Genomic DNA, 15,838 nt, shown 5'->3' on the forward strand with positions numbered 1-15,838 from the left:
GCGCGCGTCGTATCGTTAAAGCATGACTGCAGCCAGCCAACTTACTGCTTCGCTGCGGCGTCGTCCTCGCGGAACAGTTTGTCGGCGAGATGAAACGCGGAGTTGGCCGCCGGCACACCGCAATAAATGGCGGTTTGCAGCAACACCTCTTTGATCTGTTCACGCGTCACGCCGTTGTTTTTCGCCGCGCGCAAATGCAGCGCAAGTTCTTCGCTGCGATTCAACGCAACCATCATTGCAATGGTCAGCAGGCTGCGCGTGTGCCGCGGCAAGCCATCGCGCGTCCAGATTTCGCCCCACGCATAACGCGTAATGAAGTTCTGAAACTCTTCAGTCAGCTCAGTGCGATTCGCGAGCGAGCGGTCCACGTGCGCATCGCCCAACACTGCACGGCGCACGCCCATTCCTGCTTCGTATCGGTCTTCGTCGTTCATTTCGGCTCCGTCAAAAAGTCGATGACTGTCTTCGTGAAAGCATCGGCCTTCTCGATGTTGGAAATATGCGACGCGTCCAGCTCGACGTAACGCGCGCCTGGAATCGCCTGCGCGAGTTCGCGTCCTTGCGCAGGCGTCGCCGCGACGTCGTGCGTGCCGCTGATCACGAGCACCGGCAGCTTGATGCCGTGCGTTTCGGGGCGAAGATCGGTGGCGTCGATCGCATCGCAATTCGATGCATAACCTTCCTTGTCCGTGTGCACGAATACGTCGCGAATCATGGCGAGCACCACCGGCTCCCGCTCGATGTAATCGGCAGTGAACCAGCGCGGCAACACCGCGTCCGACAGCGCCAGCATGCCCTCCGTGCGCGCTCGCGCGGCGCGCGGCACCCACACTTCCGGCGAGCCGATTCGCGCCGCCGTATTGGCGAGCACGACGCGCTCAAAACGATTCGCATGACGAGCGGCCAGCGCGACGCCTGTCAGCCCGCCCATCGACACGCCGCAAAAATTCGCGCGCGCGATCTTCAGCGTGTCCATCAGGCCCAGTACGTCGCCACTCAGTTGTTCGATCGTGTACGGACCTTTCGGCGCTTCGGAATGGCCGTGGCCGCGCGTGTCGTAGCGCAACACGCGGAAGTGCTTCGACAGCGCCGCGACTTGCGGCGTCCACATGGACAGGTCGCTGCCGAGCGAATTCGACAGCAAGATCCACGGTGCATTGCCGTGACGGTCGCCGTCGATCCGATAGTGAAGCTCCGTGCCGTTGACTGCGGCGTAAGGCATGCCGGTTACTCCTTCGAAGGGGCGCGCTCTGAACGCGCGGTATGAAGCGCCAGCGCGGCGTCCACATATGCGTGCGCCTGGCCGACGTATTGAGCGGGGTCGAGCAGTTGTTTCAGGCGCTCGACCGAAAGATGCTGGGTCACGGCCGCATCTGCGGACAGCACATCGAAAAGCGTCTGGCCGTCGTGGATTGCGGCTTTCGACGCGCGCTCCACGAGATGATGCGCGTCCATGCGGCCGATGCTGTCGCCGAGCGCGAGCATGACCGCTTCGCCGAGAATCAGCCCGTGCGTGACGTCGAGATTCGCGGCAAGGCGCGGCACGTTCACGTTGAGTCCAGTCGCGATCTGTTCGATGTTGGCGAGCGCGCCGCCAGCAAGCCGTGCAAGATCGGGCAGCGCGTCCCATTCGGCCTGCCAGCCGCCGAGCGCGCGCTCGTGTTCCTGCACCATGCCCGCGAATACCGTGGCGACGAGTCCGGGCGCACGCGTGGCCGCCGTGAGAACCGCTGCGCAGCCAACCGGATTGCGCTTGTGCGGCATCGTCGACGATCCGCCTTTGCCCGCAGCGGCAGGCTCGGCGAGTTCGTCGATCTCGGTTTGCATTTGCAGCGAGATGTCGCGCGCGATCTTTCCGAGCGTGCCGATCAACATGCCGAAGAACGATGCGCTCTCCGCGATCCGGTCGCGCTGCGTATGCCACGGCAATGTGGGCACCGTGAGGCCGAGTTCTTGCGCGAGCGCTTGGGTGACTTGCGGCGCAGCATCGCGAAGGCTCGCCAGCGTGCCGGCCGCGCCACCGAATTGCAGCACGAGCGCGCGCGCACGCAGCGCATCGAGCCGCTCGCGGTGACGCAACAACGCATCGAGCCATTGCGCGAATTTCAGGCCGAGCGTGATCGGCAACGCCTGCTGCAACCATGTGCGGCCGATCATCGGCGTCGCGCGATGGGTGGCCGCAAGTTTCGCGATTGCGTCGCAAGTGGCTTGCAAACCGCTGTCGAGCAGATTGAAGGTGTCGCGTAGTTGCAGCACCGTTGCGGTGTCGATGATGTCCTGGCTCGTCGCGCCCCAATGCACGTATTTCGACGCTTCGGCGTCAGCCGCTTTCACGCGTGCGGTGAGTTGCTTGACGAGAGGAATCGCGAGGTTGCCGCCGAGCGCCGCGTCGCGCGCTAGCGCGTCCGCGTCGAGTTGATCGGCGTGGCACGCTGCTTCGATTGCCTGTACCGCCGTTTCAGGAATCACATGGTGCGCTGCCGAAGCCCGCGCAAGCGCCGCTTCTACGTCGAGCATGCGTTGCAGCGTGGCACGCGGCGACCAGATGTCGTTCATCGGCTGTGTGCCGCAAAGAAGGCCGGTGAGGCGACCGCTGGAGTCGAGCATGATGACGTGGATGGCCGGATGATTTTATTGAATGTAGCACTGCTCGGCGAAACGCGGGGCGCACGGCAGCATGCGTGCCGCCGCGCGCCCGCTCGCCATGCCGCGATTACGCGGCGCGCGCGTCCTGCGTACCGTCGATCAGCGGCACACCCGTGAGTTTGAGCAGCGCGTCGAAGTCGATATCCGAGAAAATCTCGCGCACCACGAGGCCCTGATCGGTGACGTCGATCATGGCCAGGTCCGTGTAAATGCGATCGACGCAACCGACGCCCGTCACCGGGTACGTGCATTCAGCGGCGATCTTGCTCTCGCCCTGCTTGGTCAGGTGCTCCATCATCACGTAGACCTGTTTCGCGCCGATGGCGAGATCCATCGCGCCGCCGACAGCAGGAATCGCGTCCGGTGCGCCCGTATGCCAGTTCGCGAGGTCGCCCTTCGCCGACACCTGGAACGCGCCGAGCACGCAAAAGTCGAGGTGGCCGCCGCGCATCATCGCAAACGAATCGGCGTGGTGGAAAAACGCGCCGCCCGTCAGCAGCGTGACATGCTGCTTGCCGGCGTTGATCAGTTCATCGTCTTCCTCGCCCTTCGCGGGCGCGGGGCCCATGCCGAGCAGGCCGTTTTCGCTGTGCAGGAAGATTTCCTTGTCGGCTGCGAGGTGGTTCGCCACCAGCGTCGGCACGCCGATACCGAGGTTCACATACGCGCCTTCCGGAATATCCAGTGCAACGCGCTTGGCCATTTCATCGCGGGTCAGTTTCTTCATGTCGGTCTCCGGTTCAGGCGGCAGCGTCGCGGGGATTGGGCAGCGGAGCATGTGCCGCTTGCGGCACTTCGATCACGCGTTGCACGAAAATGCCCGGCGTCACGATGTTTTCCGGATCGAGCGCGCCGAGCGGCACGACTTCCGACACCTGCACGATCGCGGTTTTCGCCGCACTTGCCATGATCGGCCCGAAGTTGCGAGCCGTCTTACGATAAACGAGGTTGCCCCAGCGGTCGCCCTTATACGCCTTGATAAGCGCGAAATCCGCATGCAGCGGCGACTCGAGCACATAGTGCCTGCCGTCGATCAGTCGCGTTTCCTTGCCTTCAGCGAGCTTCGTGCCGTAGCCGGTCGGCGTGAAAAATCCGCCGATGCCCGCGCCCGCCGCGCGGATGCGCTCGGCCAGATTGCCCTGCGGCACGAGTTCGAGTTCGATTTCGCCGGCGCGATACAGCGCGTCGAACACATACGAATCCGTCTGGCGCGGAAATGAGCAGATGATTTTGCGGACACGCTTTGCCTTGAGCAGCGCTGCAAGGCCAATGTCGCCGTTACCCGCGTTGTTGTTGACGATGGTGAGTTCGCGCGCGCCTTGCTCGATCAGCGCGTCGATCAGCTCCGACGGCATGCCGGCCGTGCCGAAGCCGCCGATCATGACAGTCGCGCCGTCGTGGACGTCGGCGACCGCCGACTGAAGTGACTCGAAAATCTTGTTGATCATGTCGAATTTCCTTGTGAGGCGCTACGCACGCCGGGCATCGCCGTGACGGCTGCCTACGCGGGCGGTCTCCAGACAGATGCGGGCCGTGCAAACCTTGGGGCTGCTTTCGCCCGTTCTCCACCGCCTGGTTCCATTGAGTCCGCGCGGCGATTCTGTGTGCGACGAATCATCTGCCAGCTCGCTCGGTTTGTTCGCAAAGTGAACAGTGATTCGTTTAGCGAACGATTCGGCGATTATGGTTGCGCTTTAACTGCATTGTCAAGGCGCGGACTTTCCCTTAATCATAGGTTGCCAACGTCCGGGGTGCGCGCCTGTTGGTCTCGCGTGCACTCTTCCGGCTCGGCAAGCAAAAGAAACTCCACTATCCCGCATGGCAATTATTCGGCTACCCTTTATCCATATATCGAATAGCACCTACGGCCGCCGGCCTAAAAGCATGTCGGACAACAACCTCGATCTGAATCTGATCCCGTACCTCGTCGCAATGGAGGACACCCGCAACGTCAGCCGCGCGGCCGAGCAACTCGGTGTAAGCCAGCCGCGCGTGAGCACGGCACTCGGGAGGTTGCGCGAGTATTTCGACGACCCGCTGTTCGTGCGCACTTCCAAAGGTATGGAGCCCACGCCTCGCGCGCTCGCCATTCTCCCGGCCGCGCGCGACGCGCTTCTGCGGATCGAGAAAGGCATGCTCGACGCGCAGGAGTTCGACCCGGACACGAGCACGCATACGTTCTCGATCGCACTTTCCGACGTCGGTGAGATCGTCTTTTTGCCACGGCTTTTGCAACTCTTCGCCGAGCGCGCGCCGCATGCGAACCTGCGTTCCGTATCGCTGTCGCCAGCGCATGTCGAACGCGGGCTCGAATCGGGCGACGTCGATCTGGCGGTCGGCTACTTTCCGGACCTGTCGGGTAATAACTTTTTCCAGCAGCGGCTCTTCACGCACCGCTTCATTTGCCTGATGCGCGCCGGTCATCCGCTTTCAAAGGCGCCGCTCACGCTCGCGCAATTCGTCGCGTCGGGGCACGCGGTGGTGCGCGCCGAAGGGCGCAGCCAGGAAGTCCTCGAACAATATCTGGTGAAAAAGCGCATCAAGCGGCGGGCGGTGCTGGAGACGCCGCACTTCATGAGCCTGCCGTTCATCCTCGCGCGCACGGATCTGATCGCGACCGTGCCGCATGCGATCGGCTTCGCGTATGTGTCGGAACATGCGTCGATCACGCTCGTCGAGCCGCCTCTGCCGCTGCCGCGTTTCGATTTGCGGCAGCACTGGCATCGCAAGTTTCATAACGATCCGCGCGGAAGCTGGCTGCGCGGCGTGGTCGCGCAGCTCTTCAACGACGCAATGGACGAGTGGCCGAAATGAAACCGTCAGCCCCGCGACGTCGGAAGGGGCATCGGCACGATCCGGCCTAAAACATGGAACAATGAGCCCACTCATGAACCCGCGCGCTCCATCCTGGCCCGACGCGCGATCCCGGAGGAGCGACGGATGACCAGCAGCAAGACAGAACAAACCACACCGGCGGCCACGAACGGCCGTCCGAGCCGTGAAGAAGCAGAAGCAGCCGTGCGCGTGCTGCTGCGTTGGGCCGGCGACGATCCGCAGCGCGAGGGCCTGCTCGACACACCGGCGCGCGTGGTGCGCTCTTACGAAGAGTTCTATGCGGGCTATCAGGTCGATCCGCGCGAAATCCTCGCTCGCACGTTTTCCGAGGTGGACGGCTACGACGAGATGATCGTGCTGAAGGACATCCGCTTCGAAAGCTATTGCGAACATCACATGGTGCCGATCATCGGCCGCGCGCATGTCGCGTATCTGCCGCAGCACCGCGTCGTCGGCATCTCAAAGCTCGCTCGTCTCGTCGACGCATTCGCGAAGCGCCTGCAGATCCAGGAAAAGATGACCGTGCAGATCGCCGATACGTTGAACGACGTACTGCAACCGGCGGGCGTGGGCGTCATTCTCGAAGCCGCGCATCAGTGCATGTCGACGCGCGGCGTGCACAAAGCCGGCGTGACAATGGTCACGTCGCGCATGCTCGGCACGTTCCGCACGGACCCGTCCACGCGCCGCGAGTTCCTGGCGATCGTCGGCAATCCTGGCGCCGTCGCGGTGCCCAACACGTAAGAGCACGTTTCCAGCCGAACGCGCAGCACCACGCGTGGCTCACGCCGCCTTGCGCGTGCTGCGCGGTTGCCCGAACGTCGCGAGCATCACGGCGCCGAGCACACAGGCAACGCCCGCGAGTTGCGCCGCGCTAACCGGCTCGTGCAATAGCAGCGCGGCCAACGCCAACGCACTGACCGGCACGAGCGCGGTCGTCGAGCCGGCCTCCGCGCCGCTCACGCGCGCGGCGCCTTCATACCAGAGAACGAAGCCGGCCACGGTCGGCACCAGCGCGTAATACAGCACGCCGCTCAGAGCGCCGGCGTCGAGCGGCAAGCTCCAGGGTCTTTCAAAGTACGCGGGCACGATCGATACCGCGAAGCCGATCCCGCACATCAACGCCGACAACGGCAGCGGCGCAACCGGCGTGCGCAGCTTGCGATTGAGCAGAATGAAGAGCGCCTCGCAGACAATTGCCGCGAACACCAGCGCGTTGCCCACGATAGAAGAACCGCCCGGATGGGACGCAACGCTTTCGCCGCGATGCACGGTGCAAGCAAGCACGCCCGCCGTGGCAAGACAGACTGCACCGAGCAGCGAAGGCGACGGCCGCTCGGCCAGCGCCAGCATCGCGACTATCGCCGACACCGCGGGCAACGTGCCGGCGATCACGCCCGCATCGCCGGCGGAGGCGAGTTTCATCCCGCTGATGAGCAACACCGTATAGCCGACGCTGCCCGCCGCGGCCTGCGCGACCACGAGCGCGGCGTCGCGCCGGTCCAGACGCGGCCAGCGCACGCCGCGCCAGCGCATGATCAGCACAAACAATGGGAACGCAATCGCGAAGCGCAGCGCGGTTGCGCTGAACGGCGGCAATCCCGCCGCGATCGACTTGCTCACCACCACGGTGCTGCCGACGCCGACCATCGCCAGCGCGCAGCACATATAACCGATGTACCGTGAGTTCATCCGGCATCTCCGAGGCAAAGGGACGAGCACGCAGCTTAGACATGCGTCGGCAGGCGGTCTTGAACGAAATTGCAGCGCGTCGCGCAGTGGCCCCGCGGGAGATCGATCGAGTATCCTGATCGAAGGGAGAAGCCACAGCGCGACGGGAACGGTCTTTGCATCGGCAGTCGAGCCAGGCAACAATAGGCGCGCTTTCAACTTCCCAACAAGAACCCAGGAGCCGCTCAATTGGTAGAGTTTCCGTCGTCGGCGGTATCCACTTGGGGCGGCGCGGTCGTCTTCGGCAACGTGCTGTTGACGCGACTCGGCGTGCCGATTCCCGCCGTCCCCGTGTTGCTGTTTGCCGGCTCCGCGATCGCGGCGGGCACGCTGTCGTTCTGGCCGGTGCTATGCGCCGCTGTGCTCGGCGCGTTGATCGGCGACGGCCTGTGGTTCACGGCCGGCCGCCTCTACGGCCGCAGGCTGATCGGCGTACTCGGTCAACTGCTGCCCGCTCTCGATGCCCGGGTCGAACAGGCGCGCTCGATGTTCGAGCGCTTCGGCGTGCCGCTGGTGTCCATCTCGAAGTTCGTCCCTGGCCTCGCGCTGATTACGCCCCCGCTGATGGGCACCACGGCCGTCGATGCCCGCATCTATGCGATCTGGGACCTGACTGGCGCAATGGCGTGGGCCGCTTTCTGGCTGCTCGGCGGAGCGGCAGCGGAACGGCAATTGCACATACTGTTCGAGTTCGTTAGAGCGCAAGGCGGCACGGTGATCGATTTGCTGCTGGGCGCCGCGTTGCTGTATCTCGCCTATCGACTTTTTCTGCAGCGGCGGGCACGCCGGCAAGCTGCGCTCGCCGATGGCGGCGCGCAACCGCAAGCGTCGAGCCGCGCGGCGGCCCGCAAGCCGACACCCAAGGTGCTCGACGCACGTCCGCCGGGCGCGGCGCCCGACGCAGAGTCGCCGATTCCGGGCGCGTTCGCACTCGACCCGCACTCGCCCGAACAGATCGACTTCGCGCTGCGCGCTTACGACATGGTGATTTACTGCGTGTGTCCGGACAGCGCGACGGCTGCGGAGATCAGTGTGCGGATGCGCAACTACGGCTATACGCGGATTCGTGCGCTTCGCGGAGGGCTGGATGCATGGCAGCGGCGCGGCTTCCCGGTGGGCCTGCTGCTGGCCGACGAGCCGAGCGCGAGCCGGCCAGCGCAGTCAGTTGGCGGATTGCGCGGCGGACTACATGGTGACGCAAGAAACGCCGTGACACTGCGCGGCTTCGCGCCGCGAAGCCGCGCAAGCGCATGAGTGCCGGCTGCGCCGTTCAGGTTAACCTCGCCTCGTGTGCTTCAAGCTAGTCAATAACGGCGCGTGCTAAGTCATCGAACGCATGGGCGACTGCGCGGCAGAGACGCGATTGCGGCCCGCCGCTTTTGCCACGTAAAGCTGCCGGTCGGCCGCGGCGAGCAGGTCGAATGCGTTCGCACCTTGCGCGGGCACGCAGGTCGCGCAACCGACGCTCACCGTGACCGCCACTGTGTCATCGCCGCCTTGCAGAATGTCTTGCGCCTGTACTCTTCGGCGAATCTTTTCGGCGACCGTGAGTGCTCCGTCGGCCGATGTGTCCGGCAGTATCACGGCGAACTCCTCGCCGCCATAGCGAGCGACCACGTCGACTGAACGGCGCACCGCGGTCGATATGCATTCGGCCACCGCGCTCAGTGCCTCGTCGCCGCTTGCATGCCCGTGTGTGTCGTTGAAGTGCTTGAAATGATCGATGTCGATAAAGAGTGCCGACAGCGGCTGGCCCGTGCGCCGCGCGCGACGCCACTCTTCGTCGAGCCGGTTATCGAGCACACGGCGGTTGCTAAGCCCGGTTAGCGGATCTGTAGCGGCGAGGCGCGTCAGCGCAGCCTGCGCCCGCAACTTGCCGCGCAGCGCAAACGCCAGCAGCCACGACACCGCCACGAAGACTGCGCCGAACGCGAGCGTCAATGCGCCGCTAATCGTCGCGCGACGACGCCACGGCGCCAGCACGTCGTCGACGGCGGGCGCAACAACCGCAATCAGCGAGGTGCCCGGCACGTGCGCGTAGGTGAACATGCGCTCGACACCGTCGACCGCGGAAGGCGCCACATAGGAACCGGCGTTGTGCGCGGCCATGCGGACGAAGCTCGGAGACCTTGCAATGCTCGCGCCGATATCTTGCGGCGAGTACGGCTTGCGCGCGATGAGCGTGCCGTCGTCCATCGCGATGAATACCGAGCCCTGCTTGCCAATGTTGATTCGTTCGAGCAGGCGCTGGAAGTACTCGATGCGAATCGCAAGCAATGCGACGCCGGCAAAGTTGCCATTGGCGTCGTTGACCCGCCGGGTGAGCCCGATCGACAACTTGCCATCGCGCAAGCGCGAGCGGAACGGATGCGACAGATAAAGACCCGCGGCCGCGTTGCGCCGATGGACCATGAAATAGTCGCGGTCAGTAAAGCGGGCATCCCGGTTGATGTCGCCGCTTTGCGAAGCGATCACCTCGCCCTGCGGGCCCAGAATATACGCGCCGCCGAGATACGCGGCCGTCGTAGCACGGTCGAACAGCACTGCTCGCTGCGCGTCGGGAGGCAGCCCGGCGCCCAGGTGACGCTGCGCGCCATCGGCCATTGCCTGCAACGAGAGGTTATAGATTTCGACGTTCCTCTCCAGATCGCTGGAAATGATCGACACAAGGTTCTGCGACGTTTCGCGCGCATGGTCGAGCGCGTCAGTGCGGCCGCTAAGGAGCGTCAGCAACGTGAGCGCCGCCATCGCCACCGCGACCAGCGTACCGGCCACACCCGCCAATACCGGACGATTGCCCACATAACGCGCGACGCTGCCTGCTCCATGCCGGAAGGTCCTGCGCCAGCGTCGCCCCTGCAAATGCGCTCGATTTGCCACCTGCGCGTTGCCTCCATTGCAGGCGGGCCGCATGAGCGTGCGGGCCGCCATTCGAAATTATGCGCGGGTGCATTGCCTGCCGCGTGTCAGGCCGCGTTCGCGCTATAGCTTGCGCAACAGTCCTGCCGCCGAACGCATGCGGCGTTTGCGCTCCTTGTGCAACCACTGCAGCACGGCGTCGGTGTCGCCCGATCCGGCAAACAAGGCCGCATTGTCGCGCAGCAACATTTCGCTCGCGACAATATCGTTTAGCGTTCCGAAACGTTTTTGCACCTGCTTGAGCCGCTTGAGCGTGCGCTTGTGGCTGCCGCTCAATACCGGCTGAAAAAATTCGAGCAGATAGCGAAGCTTCTTGCCGGCTTTCCTGACGTCGTGAAAAGCGGCGTAATTAGAAGGTTTCGCGCGGCGCGCGCGCCTCGCGCGCTTGAACAACGAACGCTCCGACGCTGCCACCCGTTTGCCCGCGAACTTGCTCAGCGGAACGCGTTCGTGCGTCGTATTGATCTCCGTGGATGCGCTCGTCAACGCCTCGCGCAGCAGATGCTTGACGTCCGCGTTCGACAGCGTTTCGCGGCTCGTCGCAAGCGAATCGCCGCGCGCCTGCTCCAGCTTCGGCGCGAGGCTGCGTGCACCGCTATCTTCCTGGCCGAGCAGTTCGATCAGGATGTCCCAGTCGCGGGTTTTGCCGGCTGCAGTGGCCAGATACTTGTACAGCGCGCGCTGCCGCGTGTTTTCGCCCTTCTCGAGGAGCGGCGCGAAGGCCCACCACAACGACCGCAAGCGGCGGAGCGAAACCCTCAGCTTGTGCAGCGCTTCCGGCGATGGATCTTCGCGTACTGCGGTCGCGAACGCTATCGCGTCGTTCACGAGCGGGGCCGCATACGACGCGAACGCCGCGTGCGCCGTGGGCTCTTGCACAACCGGATCGGCGACCGACGCGCCTTCGTCCGCCTTGCGGCTTTCCTTGCGACTGTCGCGCGTCATCGAACTTCCCCCGAAAGGTGTACCCCGCATCCTCAGCGTAGCAAAAACGATTCCTGTGCGCTATGCAGAGCTGGCTTCGGGCCGTGAGGCAAGGCGCCGCCCGCCAAATGTCGGTGGATGCCCGCTCATATGCGTCCGCCGATGCAGATGTCATCGTACAGACACATATGCCCCGCAGGATCGGCAATTCACCGACATTCCTCCAGGGGCACACCTCATGCCGGAACTTTCATACCCGCAACCCAGCGCGGCCAGTGGCAAGGGGCGCAATCTCGGTCTCGTGATCTTCCTCGCCGTAATCGTAGCCGGCGTGGGCTATTGCGGTGTGCAGCTCGCGGGCGATCTCCAACCCGTGCGAGAGGGTTCCATCCTGCCGTATCTGCTGCTCGGCGTCGCCCTGCTGATCGCACTTGGATTCGAATTCGTCAACGGCTTTCACGACACCGCGAACGCCGTGGCCACCGTTATCTACACGCATTCGCTTGCATCGAATCTCGCGGTCGTGTGGTCCGGCGCGTGGAATTTCCTGGGCGTGCTGACCTCGAGCGGCGCGGTCGCGTTCGGCATCCTCCAACTGCTGCCGGTCGAGCTGATCCTGCAAGTGGGCAGCAGCGCGGGCTTTGCGATGGTGTTCGCGCTGTTGATCGCGGCAATCATCTGGAACCTCGGGACCTGGTATTTCGGCTTGCCGTCGTCGAGTTCGCATACGCTCATCGGCTCGATCATAGGCGTCGGCCTGATGAATCAGTTGATGCACGGCGTGAACGGCACGAGTGGCGTGGACTGGACCCAGGCGCTTGGCGTGGGCAAGTCGTTGCTGTTCTCGCCGCTCATCGGTTTTCTCGCAGCCGGACTGCTGCTAATGATCCTGAAAGCAGTCGTGCGCATTCCCGCGCTGTATGCGGAACCGAAGGGCAAGGAGCCGCCGCCGTTCTGGATTCGCAGTCTGCTGATCCTCACCTGCACCGGCGTTTCGTTTGCGCACGGCTCGAACGACGGCCAGAAAGGCATGGGCCTCATCATGCTGATCCTGATCGGCACGGTGCCGACGGCATATGCGCTGAACAAGGCGGTGACGCCAGCTCAGACGCAGACGTTCGTCGCGGTCGCGGAGCAAACGTCGGGCGCTCTCGCGCGCTACACGAACGGCGCGCCGCCTTCCGCCAATCCGCGCGCCGATGTCGAAGCCTATGTGCGCACGCATCAACTGACGCCCGCGACGGTGCCTGCCTTGAAGCAACTCACGGATATCATCGCGCACCAGGTCGGCACATCCGGTTCGATGGCGGCTGTTCCGCAAGGCATCGTCGACAACGTGCGCAACAACATGTACGTGGCGTCGGAGGCGATTCGGCTGATGGACAAGGCGAAGCAACCCGCCTTTGCGCCGGAAGACGCCAAGGCGATCAACAACTTCAAGGGACAAACCGATCACGCCACGAAGTTCATCCCGACGTGGGTGAAGGTCGCGGTGGCTATCGCGCTGGGCCTGGGCACGATGGTCGGCTGGAAGCGGATCGTGGTGACCGTCGGCGAAAAAATCGGCAAGCAGCACCTGACGTATGGACAGGGCGCGTCGGCCGAACTCGTTGCGATGATGACGATCGGCGCGGCCGACATGTATGGCCTGCCCGTGTCCACGACACACGTTCTGTCTTCGGGCGTGGCCGGCACGATGGCAGCCAACGGCTCTGGCTTGCAATGGGCGACCGTGCGCAGCCTCGTGCTCGCGTGGGTGCTGACGCTGCCCGCCTCTATCGCGCTCGCGGCCGGCTTGTACTGGGTTTTCCGCGCCGTGTTTTAAGCAGTCCGTTCGCGGTCGTTCATGCATCTGCATGCATGGACCGGCATAACGAAAAAAGCGCGGCATATGCCGCGCTTTTTCGTTTCTTCTACTTCAGATATCGGCCCGGTCGAACCGCTCAATACACCTCGGGCACGATCATCGAAGCCGGCACGGGCTGACGGCTGTACTCGTCGTGATAAACGCGCGCCGGCAATTCGACACGCGGATGCTCGATCTCGTGATACGGCACCTGGCTCAGCAGATGGTGAATGCAGTTCAGGCGCGCCCGCTTCTTGTCCACTGCCTGTACGACCCACCACGGCGCCTCGGGAATATGCGAGCGTTGCAGCATCACCTCTTTCGCGAGCGTATAAGCCTCCCAGCGACGCCGGCTTTCCAGGTCCATTGGGCTGAGCTTCCACTGCTTCAGCGGATCGTGGATGCGGTTCTGGAAGCGGATTTCCTGCTCTTCGTCGGTGATGGAGAACCAGTATTTGACGATCTGCACGCCGCTGCGCACGAGCATCTTCTCGAACTCAGGCACCGAGCGAAAGAACTCTTCGTATTCTTCGTCGGTGCAAAAATTCATTACGCGCTCGACGCCCGCGCGGTTGTACCAACTGCGATCGAACAGCACCATCTCGCCACCGGCGGGCAGCTGCGACACGTAGCGCTGGAAATACCATTGCGTGCGCTCGCGGTTGTTCGGTGCGGGCAATGCCGCAACGCGGCATACGCGCGGATTGAGCCGCTGCGTAATGCGCTTGATCGCGCCACCCTTGCCCGCAGCATCGCGCCCTTCGAAAATCACCACGAGACGATGCCCCGTCTGCACGATCCAGTCCTGCAATTTGACCAGTTCGCCCTGCAAGCGGAACAGTTCGCGAAAATACATCTTGCGTGCTTCGCGGTGCTCAAGCGTGAAGCTCTCCGCACCGTCGAGGATGCGGTCGTCGACCTCCATCTCGAGTTCCTCGTCGTACGCGTCGATGAGGTCTTCCTCGAAACGGCGTTGCCGCTCCACGAGCAACTCGGCTTCAGGTCTCGGATCCTGCTCTTTCATTGCGGCTCTCCTGGCGACGAAAATGATCAGGCGCGCGGCGGCAAAAGCGACGCGGGCGCGCCCGATTATCGGTGCGTCCGGTGTCAGCCGTGTTACCGCAGCCTGTTAATGATAGCGAGTTTCACGCCGACGCCGCCCGCTAGCGCAACGGTTTTGCGAAGCTGAGCTCGTGGCCGTCCGGATCGGAGATGTGAAAATAGCGCTCGCCCCACGGCGCATCGGCGGGCTCGAGCGAGGGCTTGAATCCGGCGGCCAGCGCCTTGCGATAGATCGCATCGACGTCCGACACATAGACGATCACGCGGCCCCACCAGTTGACCGGCGCACGCGAATCGGCGATCAGGTTCAGATACGTACCGCCAAACGCGAACGACGTAAATTCGGCTTGCCCGCCGCCGAATTTGAGTGGGAAACCGAGGGCTTCGTAGAAGCGCACCGCTTCGCGCATGTCGCCGGTGGCGAGCGTGATAGCGCTGAGCGACTCGATCCGCGGTTCGGCCGGTTCGGCCCCGGACGATGAAGCTGACGAAGCCGAAGCATCGGTCTCGCCGGATGGATGAGCGGGCAGGTTCATGACGGCGGTCTCCTTGGCGTGCGGTCGCGGACGGCTCGCGGTGGCATCACAGTGTCTCACACGCCGAAAGCTTGCTCGACGTCGGCGATGGCCGCGCACGCCAGATTCCGGTGCATCTCTGCCCGGGAGAGCCACGCGGGCGTAGCCGGATTCGCACTTGAAAAGCTCAGCCGCGCCCCGCATCTGCAATTCCGTTTATCCGGAGCATCGCCATGGGAAGCCGTCCACGCTTCATCGATGACCTGTCGCGCGCCGCATCCGACGCCCCCGGGCCAAACCACCTCAATTCTCTATCCGACGACGCCCTGCTCGACGCCTATTCGCGCACCGTCATTGGCGCGCTGGAACGCGTGCAGCAGGCCGTCGCCTTCATTTCCGTCGAACGCCGGCTGGCGGGCGCCGCCATGCGCGACCGCGGCGCTCGCGGCGGCACGGGCTCGGGCTTCATCTTCACGCCCGACGGCTACCTGCTGACCAACAGCCACGTCGTGCATGGCGCGACGCACATCCAGGTCACGCTCGCCGACGGCTCCAGGTTCGACGCCGATCTGGTCGGCGACGACCCCGGCAGCGATCTGGCCGTGCTGCGAATCGGCTCGCCCGAGCCATTGCCGCATGTGGAACTCGGCGACTCGTCGAAGCTGCGCGTCGGGCAGATCGCCATTGCGGTCGGCAATCCGCTCGGCCTTGCGCAAACGGTGACGACGGGTGTCGTATCGGCGCTCGGCCGCTCGCTGCGCTCCAATTCCGGCCGCATGATTTACGACGTGATCCAGACGGACGCCGCGCTCAATCCCGGCAATTCCGGTGGCCCGCTCATCAATTCGGCGGGCCAGGTGATCGGTGTGAACACCGCGATCATTCCCGGCGCGCAGGCCATCTGCTTCGCCACCGCGATCGACACGGCGAAGTGGGTCATCATGCAGATTTTCGCGCATGGCCGCGTTCGGCGAGCGTATATCGGCGTGGCGGGAACGACGACGCCGATATCGCGACGCGTACAGCGCTACTTCGGTTTGAGCGCGCAAAGCGCCGTGCATGTGATGGAAATCGTGAAAGGCAGTCCTGCTGCGGCGGGCGGTCTGCGCACCGACGACACCATCGTCGCAATCGACTCGCTGCCGGTGCAGGACGTGGATGCGCTGCAACGCACACTCGACGCTTCGCGGATCGACAAGCCCGTCAACGTGACGGTGCTGCGTGGCGCGCAGCGGCTCGAACTGACGCTGACACCGGTGGAACAGGCAAGCTGATCGCGCGTGAAAAAACCTCGGGCTCTTTCGAGCGCGAGGTCTTGTGTTCGTGAACGGCGCATCGCGATCGACACGCCGTCCACACC

Annotated in this window: 15 protein-coding genes; 5 read left to right on the forward strand and 10 right to left on the reverse strand. The window is 64.0% G+C overall.

What is annotated here, in order from left to right; genetic code table 11:
• Positions 1 to 41: 41 nt before the first annotated feature.
• The 5 genes from pcaC to J2W46_RS04225 form a co-directional block, all read right to left on the reverse strand.
• Positions 42 to 434 carry a 4-carboxymuconolactone decarboxylase gene (pcaC, locus tag J2W46_RS04205; protein WP_020066623.1) on the reverse strand — a complete coding sequence of 131 codons (393 nt, stop codon included), beginning with the start codon at positions 432 to 434 and terminating at the stop codon, positions 42 to 44.
• The gene (gene pcaD, locus J2W46_RS04210) at positions 431 to 1,222 is read right to left on the reverse strand and encodes a 3-oxoadipate enol-lactonase (protein ID WP_310351544.1); all 792 of its coding nucleotides are present in this window, start codon (positions 1,220 to 1,222) and stop codon (positions 431 to 433) included. The genes pcaC and pcaD overlap by 4 nt, the downstream gene beginning before the upstream one ends.
• A gap of 5 nt (positions 1,223 to 1,227) precedes the next feature.
• Positions 1,228 to 2,607 (reverse strand): 3-carboxy-cis,cis-muconate cycloisomerase, encoded by a 1,380-nt coding sequence (locus J2W46_RS04215; RefSeq protein WP_310351546.1) that lies wholly within the window; start codon positions 2,605 to 2,607, stop codon positions 1,228 to 1,230.
• A gap of 106 nt (positions 2,608 to 2,713) precedes the next feature.
• Positions 2,714 to 3,373, reverse strand: a complete 660-nt coding sequence (locus J2W46_RS04220) for a 3-oxoacid CoA-transferase subunit B (protein WP_020066626.1) — start codon at positions 3,371 to 3,373, stop codon at positions 2,714 to 2,716.
• Positions 3,374 to 3,386: 13 nt separating this feature from the next.
• A complete protein-coding gene (locus J2W46_RS04225; RefSeq protein ID WP_020066627.1) occupies positions 3,387 to 4,094 on the reverse strand; it encodes a 3-oxoacid CoA-transferase subunit A in 708 nt (235 codons plus the stop codon).
• Positions 4,095 to 4,530: 436 nt separating this feature from the next.
• On the opposite strand from J2W46_RS04225, the gene J2W46_RS04230 reads away from it, so the two are divergent.
• Both J2W46_RS04230 and folE read left to right on the forward strand, forming a co-directional pair.
• On the forward strand, positions 4,531 to 5,460 hold the full coding sequence (locus J2W46_RS04230) for a LysR family transcriptional regulator (protein WP_020066628.1): 930 nt from the start codon (positions 4,531 to 4,533) through the stop codon (positions 5,458 to 5,460).
• Between the two features lie 126 nt (positions 5,461 to 5,586).
• Positions 5,587 to 6,225 (forward strand): GTP cyclohydrolase I FolE, encoded by a 639-nt coding sequence (gene folE, locus J2W46_RS04235; RefSeq protein WP_020066629.1) that lies wholly within the window; start codon positions 5,587 to 5,589, stop codon positions 6,223 to 6,225.
• A gap of 39 nt (positions 6,226 to 6,264) precedes the next feature.
• Here the strand turns inward: folE and J2W46_RS04240 are convergent, their stop codons facing one another.
• Positions 6,265 to 7,173 carry a DMT family transporter gene (locus J2W46_RS04240; protein ID WP_310351549.1) on the reverse strand — a complete coding sequence of 303 codons (909 nt, stop codon included), beginning with the start codon at positions 7,171 to 7,173 and terminating at the stop codon, positions 6,265 to 6,267.
• Positions 7,174 to 7,401: 228 nt separating this feature from the next.
• Between J2W46_RS04240 and J2W46_RS04245 the strand changes: the two genes are divergently transcribed.
• Positions 7,402 to 8,466: a VTT domain-containing protein gene (locus tag J2W46_RS04245; protein WP_310351552.1), complete on the forward strand. Its 1,065-nt coding sequence runs from the start codon at positions 7,402 to 7,404 to the stop codon at positions 8,464 to 8,466.
• A gap of 66 nt (positions 8,467 to 8,532) precedes the next feature.
• On the opposite strand, the gene J2W46_RS04250 is transcribed toward J2W46_RS04245, so the two are convergent.
• The gene (locus J2W46_RS04250; protein WP_204521883.1) at positions 8,533 to 10,092 is read right to left on the reverse strand and encodes a sensor domain-containing diguanylate cyclase; all 1,560 of its coding nucleotides are present in this window, start codon (positions 10,090 to 10,092) and stop codon (positions 8,533 to 8,535) included.
• A 102-nt stretch (positions 10,093 to 10,194) separates the two neighbouring features.
• Complete coding sequence (locus tag J2W46_RS04255; protein WP_310351554.1) at positions 10,195 to 11,076, reverse strand: CHAD domain-containing protein; 882 nt, start codon at positions 11,074 to 11,076, stop codon at positions 10,195 to 10,197.
• Between the two features lie 217 nt (positions 11,077 to 11,293).
• On the opposite strand from J2W46_RS04255, the gene J2W46_RS04260 reads away from it, so the two are divergent.
• Positions 11,294 to 12,880 (forward strand): inorganic phosphate transporter, encoded by a 1,587-nt coding sequence (locus J2W46_RS04260; RefSeq protein WP_310351557.1) that lies wholly within the window; start codon positions 11,294 to 11,296, stop codon positions 12,878 to 12,880.
• 118 nt (positions 12,881 to 12,998) lie between these two features.
• Here J2W46_RS04260 and ppk2 read toward each other — a convergent pair whose 3' ends face one another.
• Together ppk2 and J2W46_RS04270 are read right to left on the reverse strand one after the other, a co-directional pair.
• Positions 12,999 to 13,925: a polyphosphate kinase 2 gene (gene ppk2, locus J2W46_RS04265; protein WP_020066635.1), complete on the reverse strand. Its 927-nt coding sequence runs from the start codon at positions 13,923 to 13,925 to the stop codon at positions 12,999 to 13,001.
• 139 nt (positions 13,926 to 14,064) lie between these two features.
• Positions 14,065 to 14,499: a VOC family protein gene (locus J2W46_RS04270; protein ID WP_020066636.1), complete on the reverse strand. Its 435-nt coding sequence runs from the start codon at positions 14,497 to 14,499 to the stop codon at positions 14,065 to 14,067.
• 212 nt (positions 14,500 to 14,711) lie between these two features.
• On the opposite strand from J2W46_RS04270, the gene J2W46_RS04275 reads away from it, so the two are divergent.
• Positions 14,712 to 15,752, forward strand: coding sequence for a S1C family serine protease (locus tag J2W46_RS04275; protein WP_020066637.1), 1,041 nt, complete (start codon positions 14,712 to 14,714; stop codon positions 15,750 to 15,752).
• The last annotated feature ends 86 nt before the right edge of the window (positions 15,753 to 15,838 follow it).

Origin of the sequence: Paraburkholderia strydomiana, from assembly GCF_031456815.1 — a bacterium.
GTDB classification, from domain to species: Bacteria; Pseudomonadota; Gammaproteobacteria; order Burkholderiales; family Burkholderiaceae; genus Paraburkholderia; species Paraburkholderia caledonica.

Bases quoted from the DNA above. Each gene is read 5' to 3' on its own strand.
- pcaC (WP_020066623.1), bottom strand. From the start codon at position 434: ATGAACGACGAAGACCGATACGAAGCAGGAATGGGCGTGCGCCGTGCA.
- pcaD (WP_310351544.1), bottom strand. From the start codon at position 1,222: ATGCCTTACGCCGCAGTCAACGGCACGGAGCTTCACTATCGGATCGAC.
- J2W46_RS04215 (WP_310351546.1), bottom strand. From the start codon at position 2,607: ATGCTCGACTCCAGCGGTCGCCTCACCGGCCTTCTTTGCGGCACACAG.
- J2W46_RS04220 (WP_020066626.1), bottom strand. From the start codon at position 3,373: ATGAAGAAACTGACCCGCGATGAAATGGCCAAGCGCGTTGCACTGGAT.
- J2W46_RS04225 (WP_020066627.1), bottom strand. From the start codon at position 4,094: ATGATCAACAAGATTTTCGAGTCACTTCAGTCGGCGGTCGCCGACGTC.
- J2W46_RS04230 (WP_020066628.1), top strand. From the start codon at position 4,531: ATGTCGGACAACAACCTCGATCTGAATCTGATCCCGTACCTCGTCGCA.
- folE (WP_020066629.1), top strand. From the start codon at position 5,587: ATGACCAGCAGCAAGACAGAACAAACCACACCGGCGGCCACGAACGGC.
- J2W46_RS04240 (WP_310351549.1), bottom strand. From the start codon at position 7,173: ATGAACTCACGGTACATCGGTTATATGTGCTGCGCGCTGGCGATGGTC.
- J2W46_RS04255 (WP_310351554.1), bottom strand. From the start codon at position 11,076: ATGACGCGCGACAGTCGCAAGGAAAGCCGCAAGGCGGACGAAGGCGCG.
- J2W46_RS04260 (WP_310351557.1), top strand. From the start codon at position 11,294: ATGCCGGAACTTTCATACCCGCAACCCAGCGCGGCCAGTGGCAAGGGG.
- ppk2 (WP_020066635.1), bottom strand. From the start codon at position 13,925: ATGAAAGAGCAGGATCCGAGACCTGAAGCCGAGTTGCTCGTGGAGCGG.
- J2W46_RS04270 (WP_020066636.1), bottom strand. From the start codon at position 14,499: ATGAACCTGCCCGCTCATCCATCCGGCGAGACCGATGCTTCGGCTTCG.
- J2W46_RS04275 (WP_020066637.1), top strand. From the start codon at position 14,712: ATGGGAAGCCGTCCACGCTTCATCGATGACCTGTCGCGCGCCGCATCC.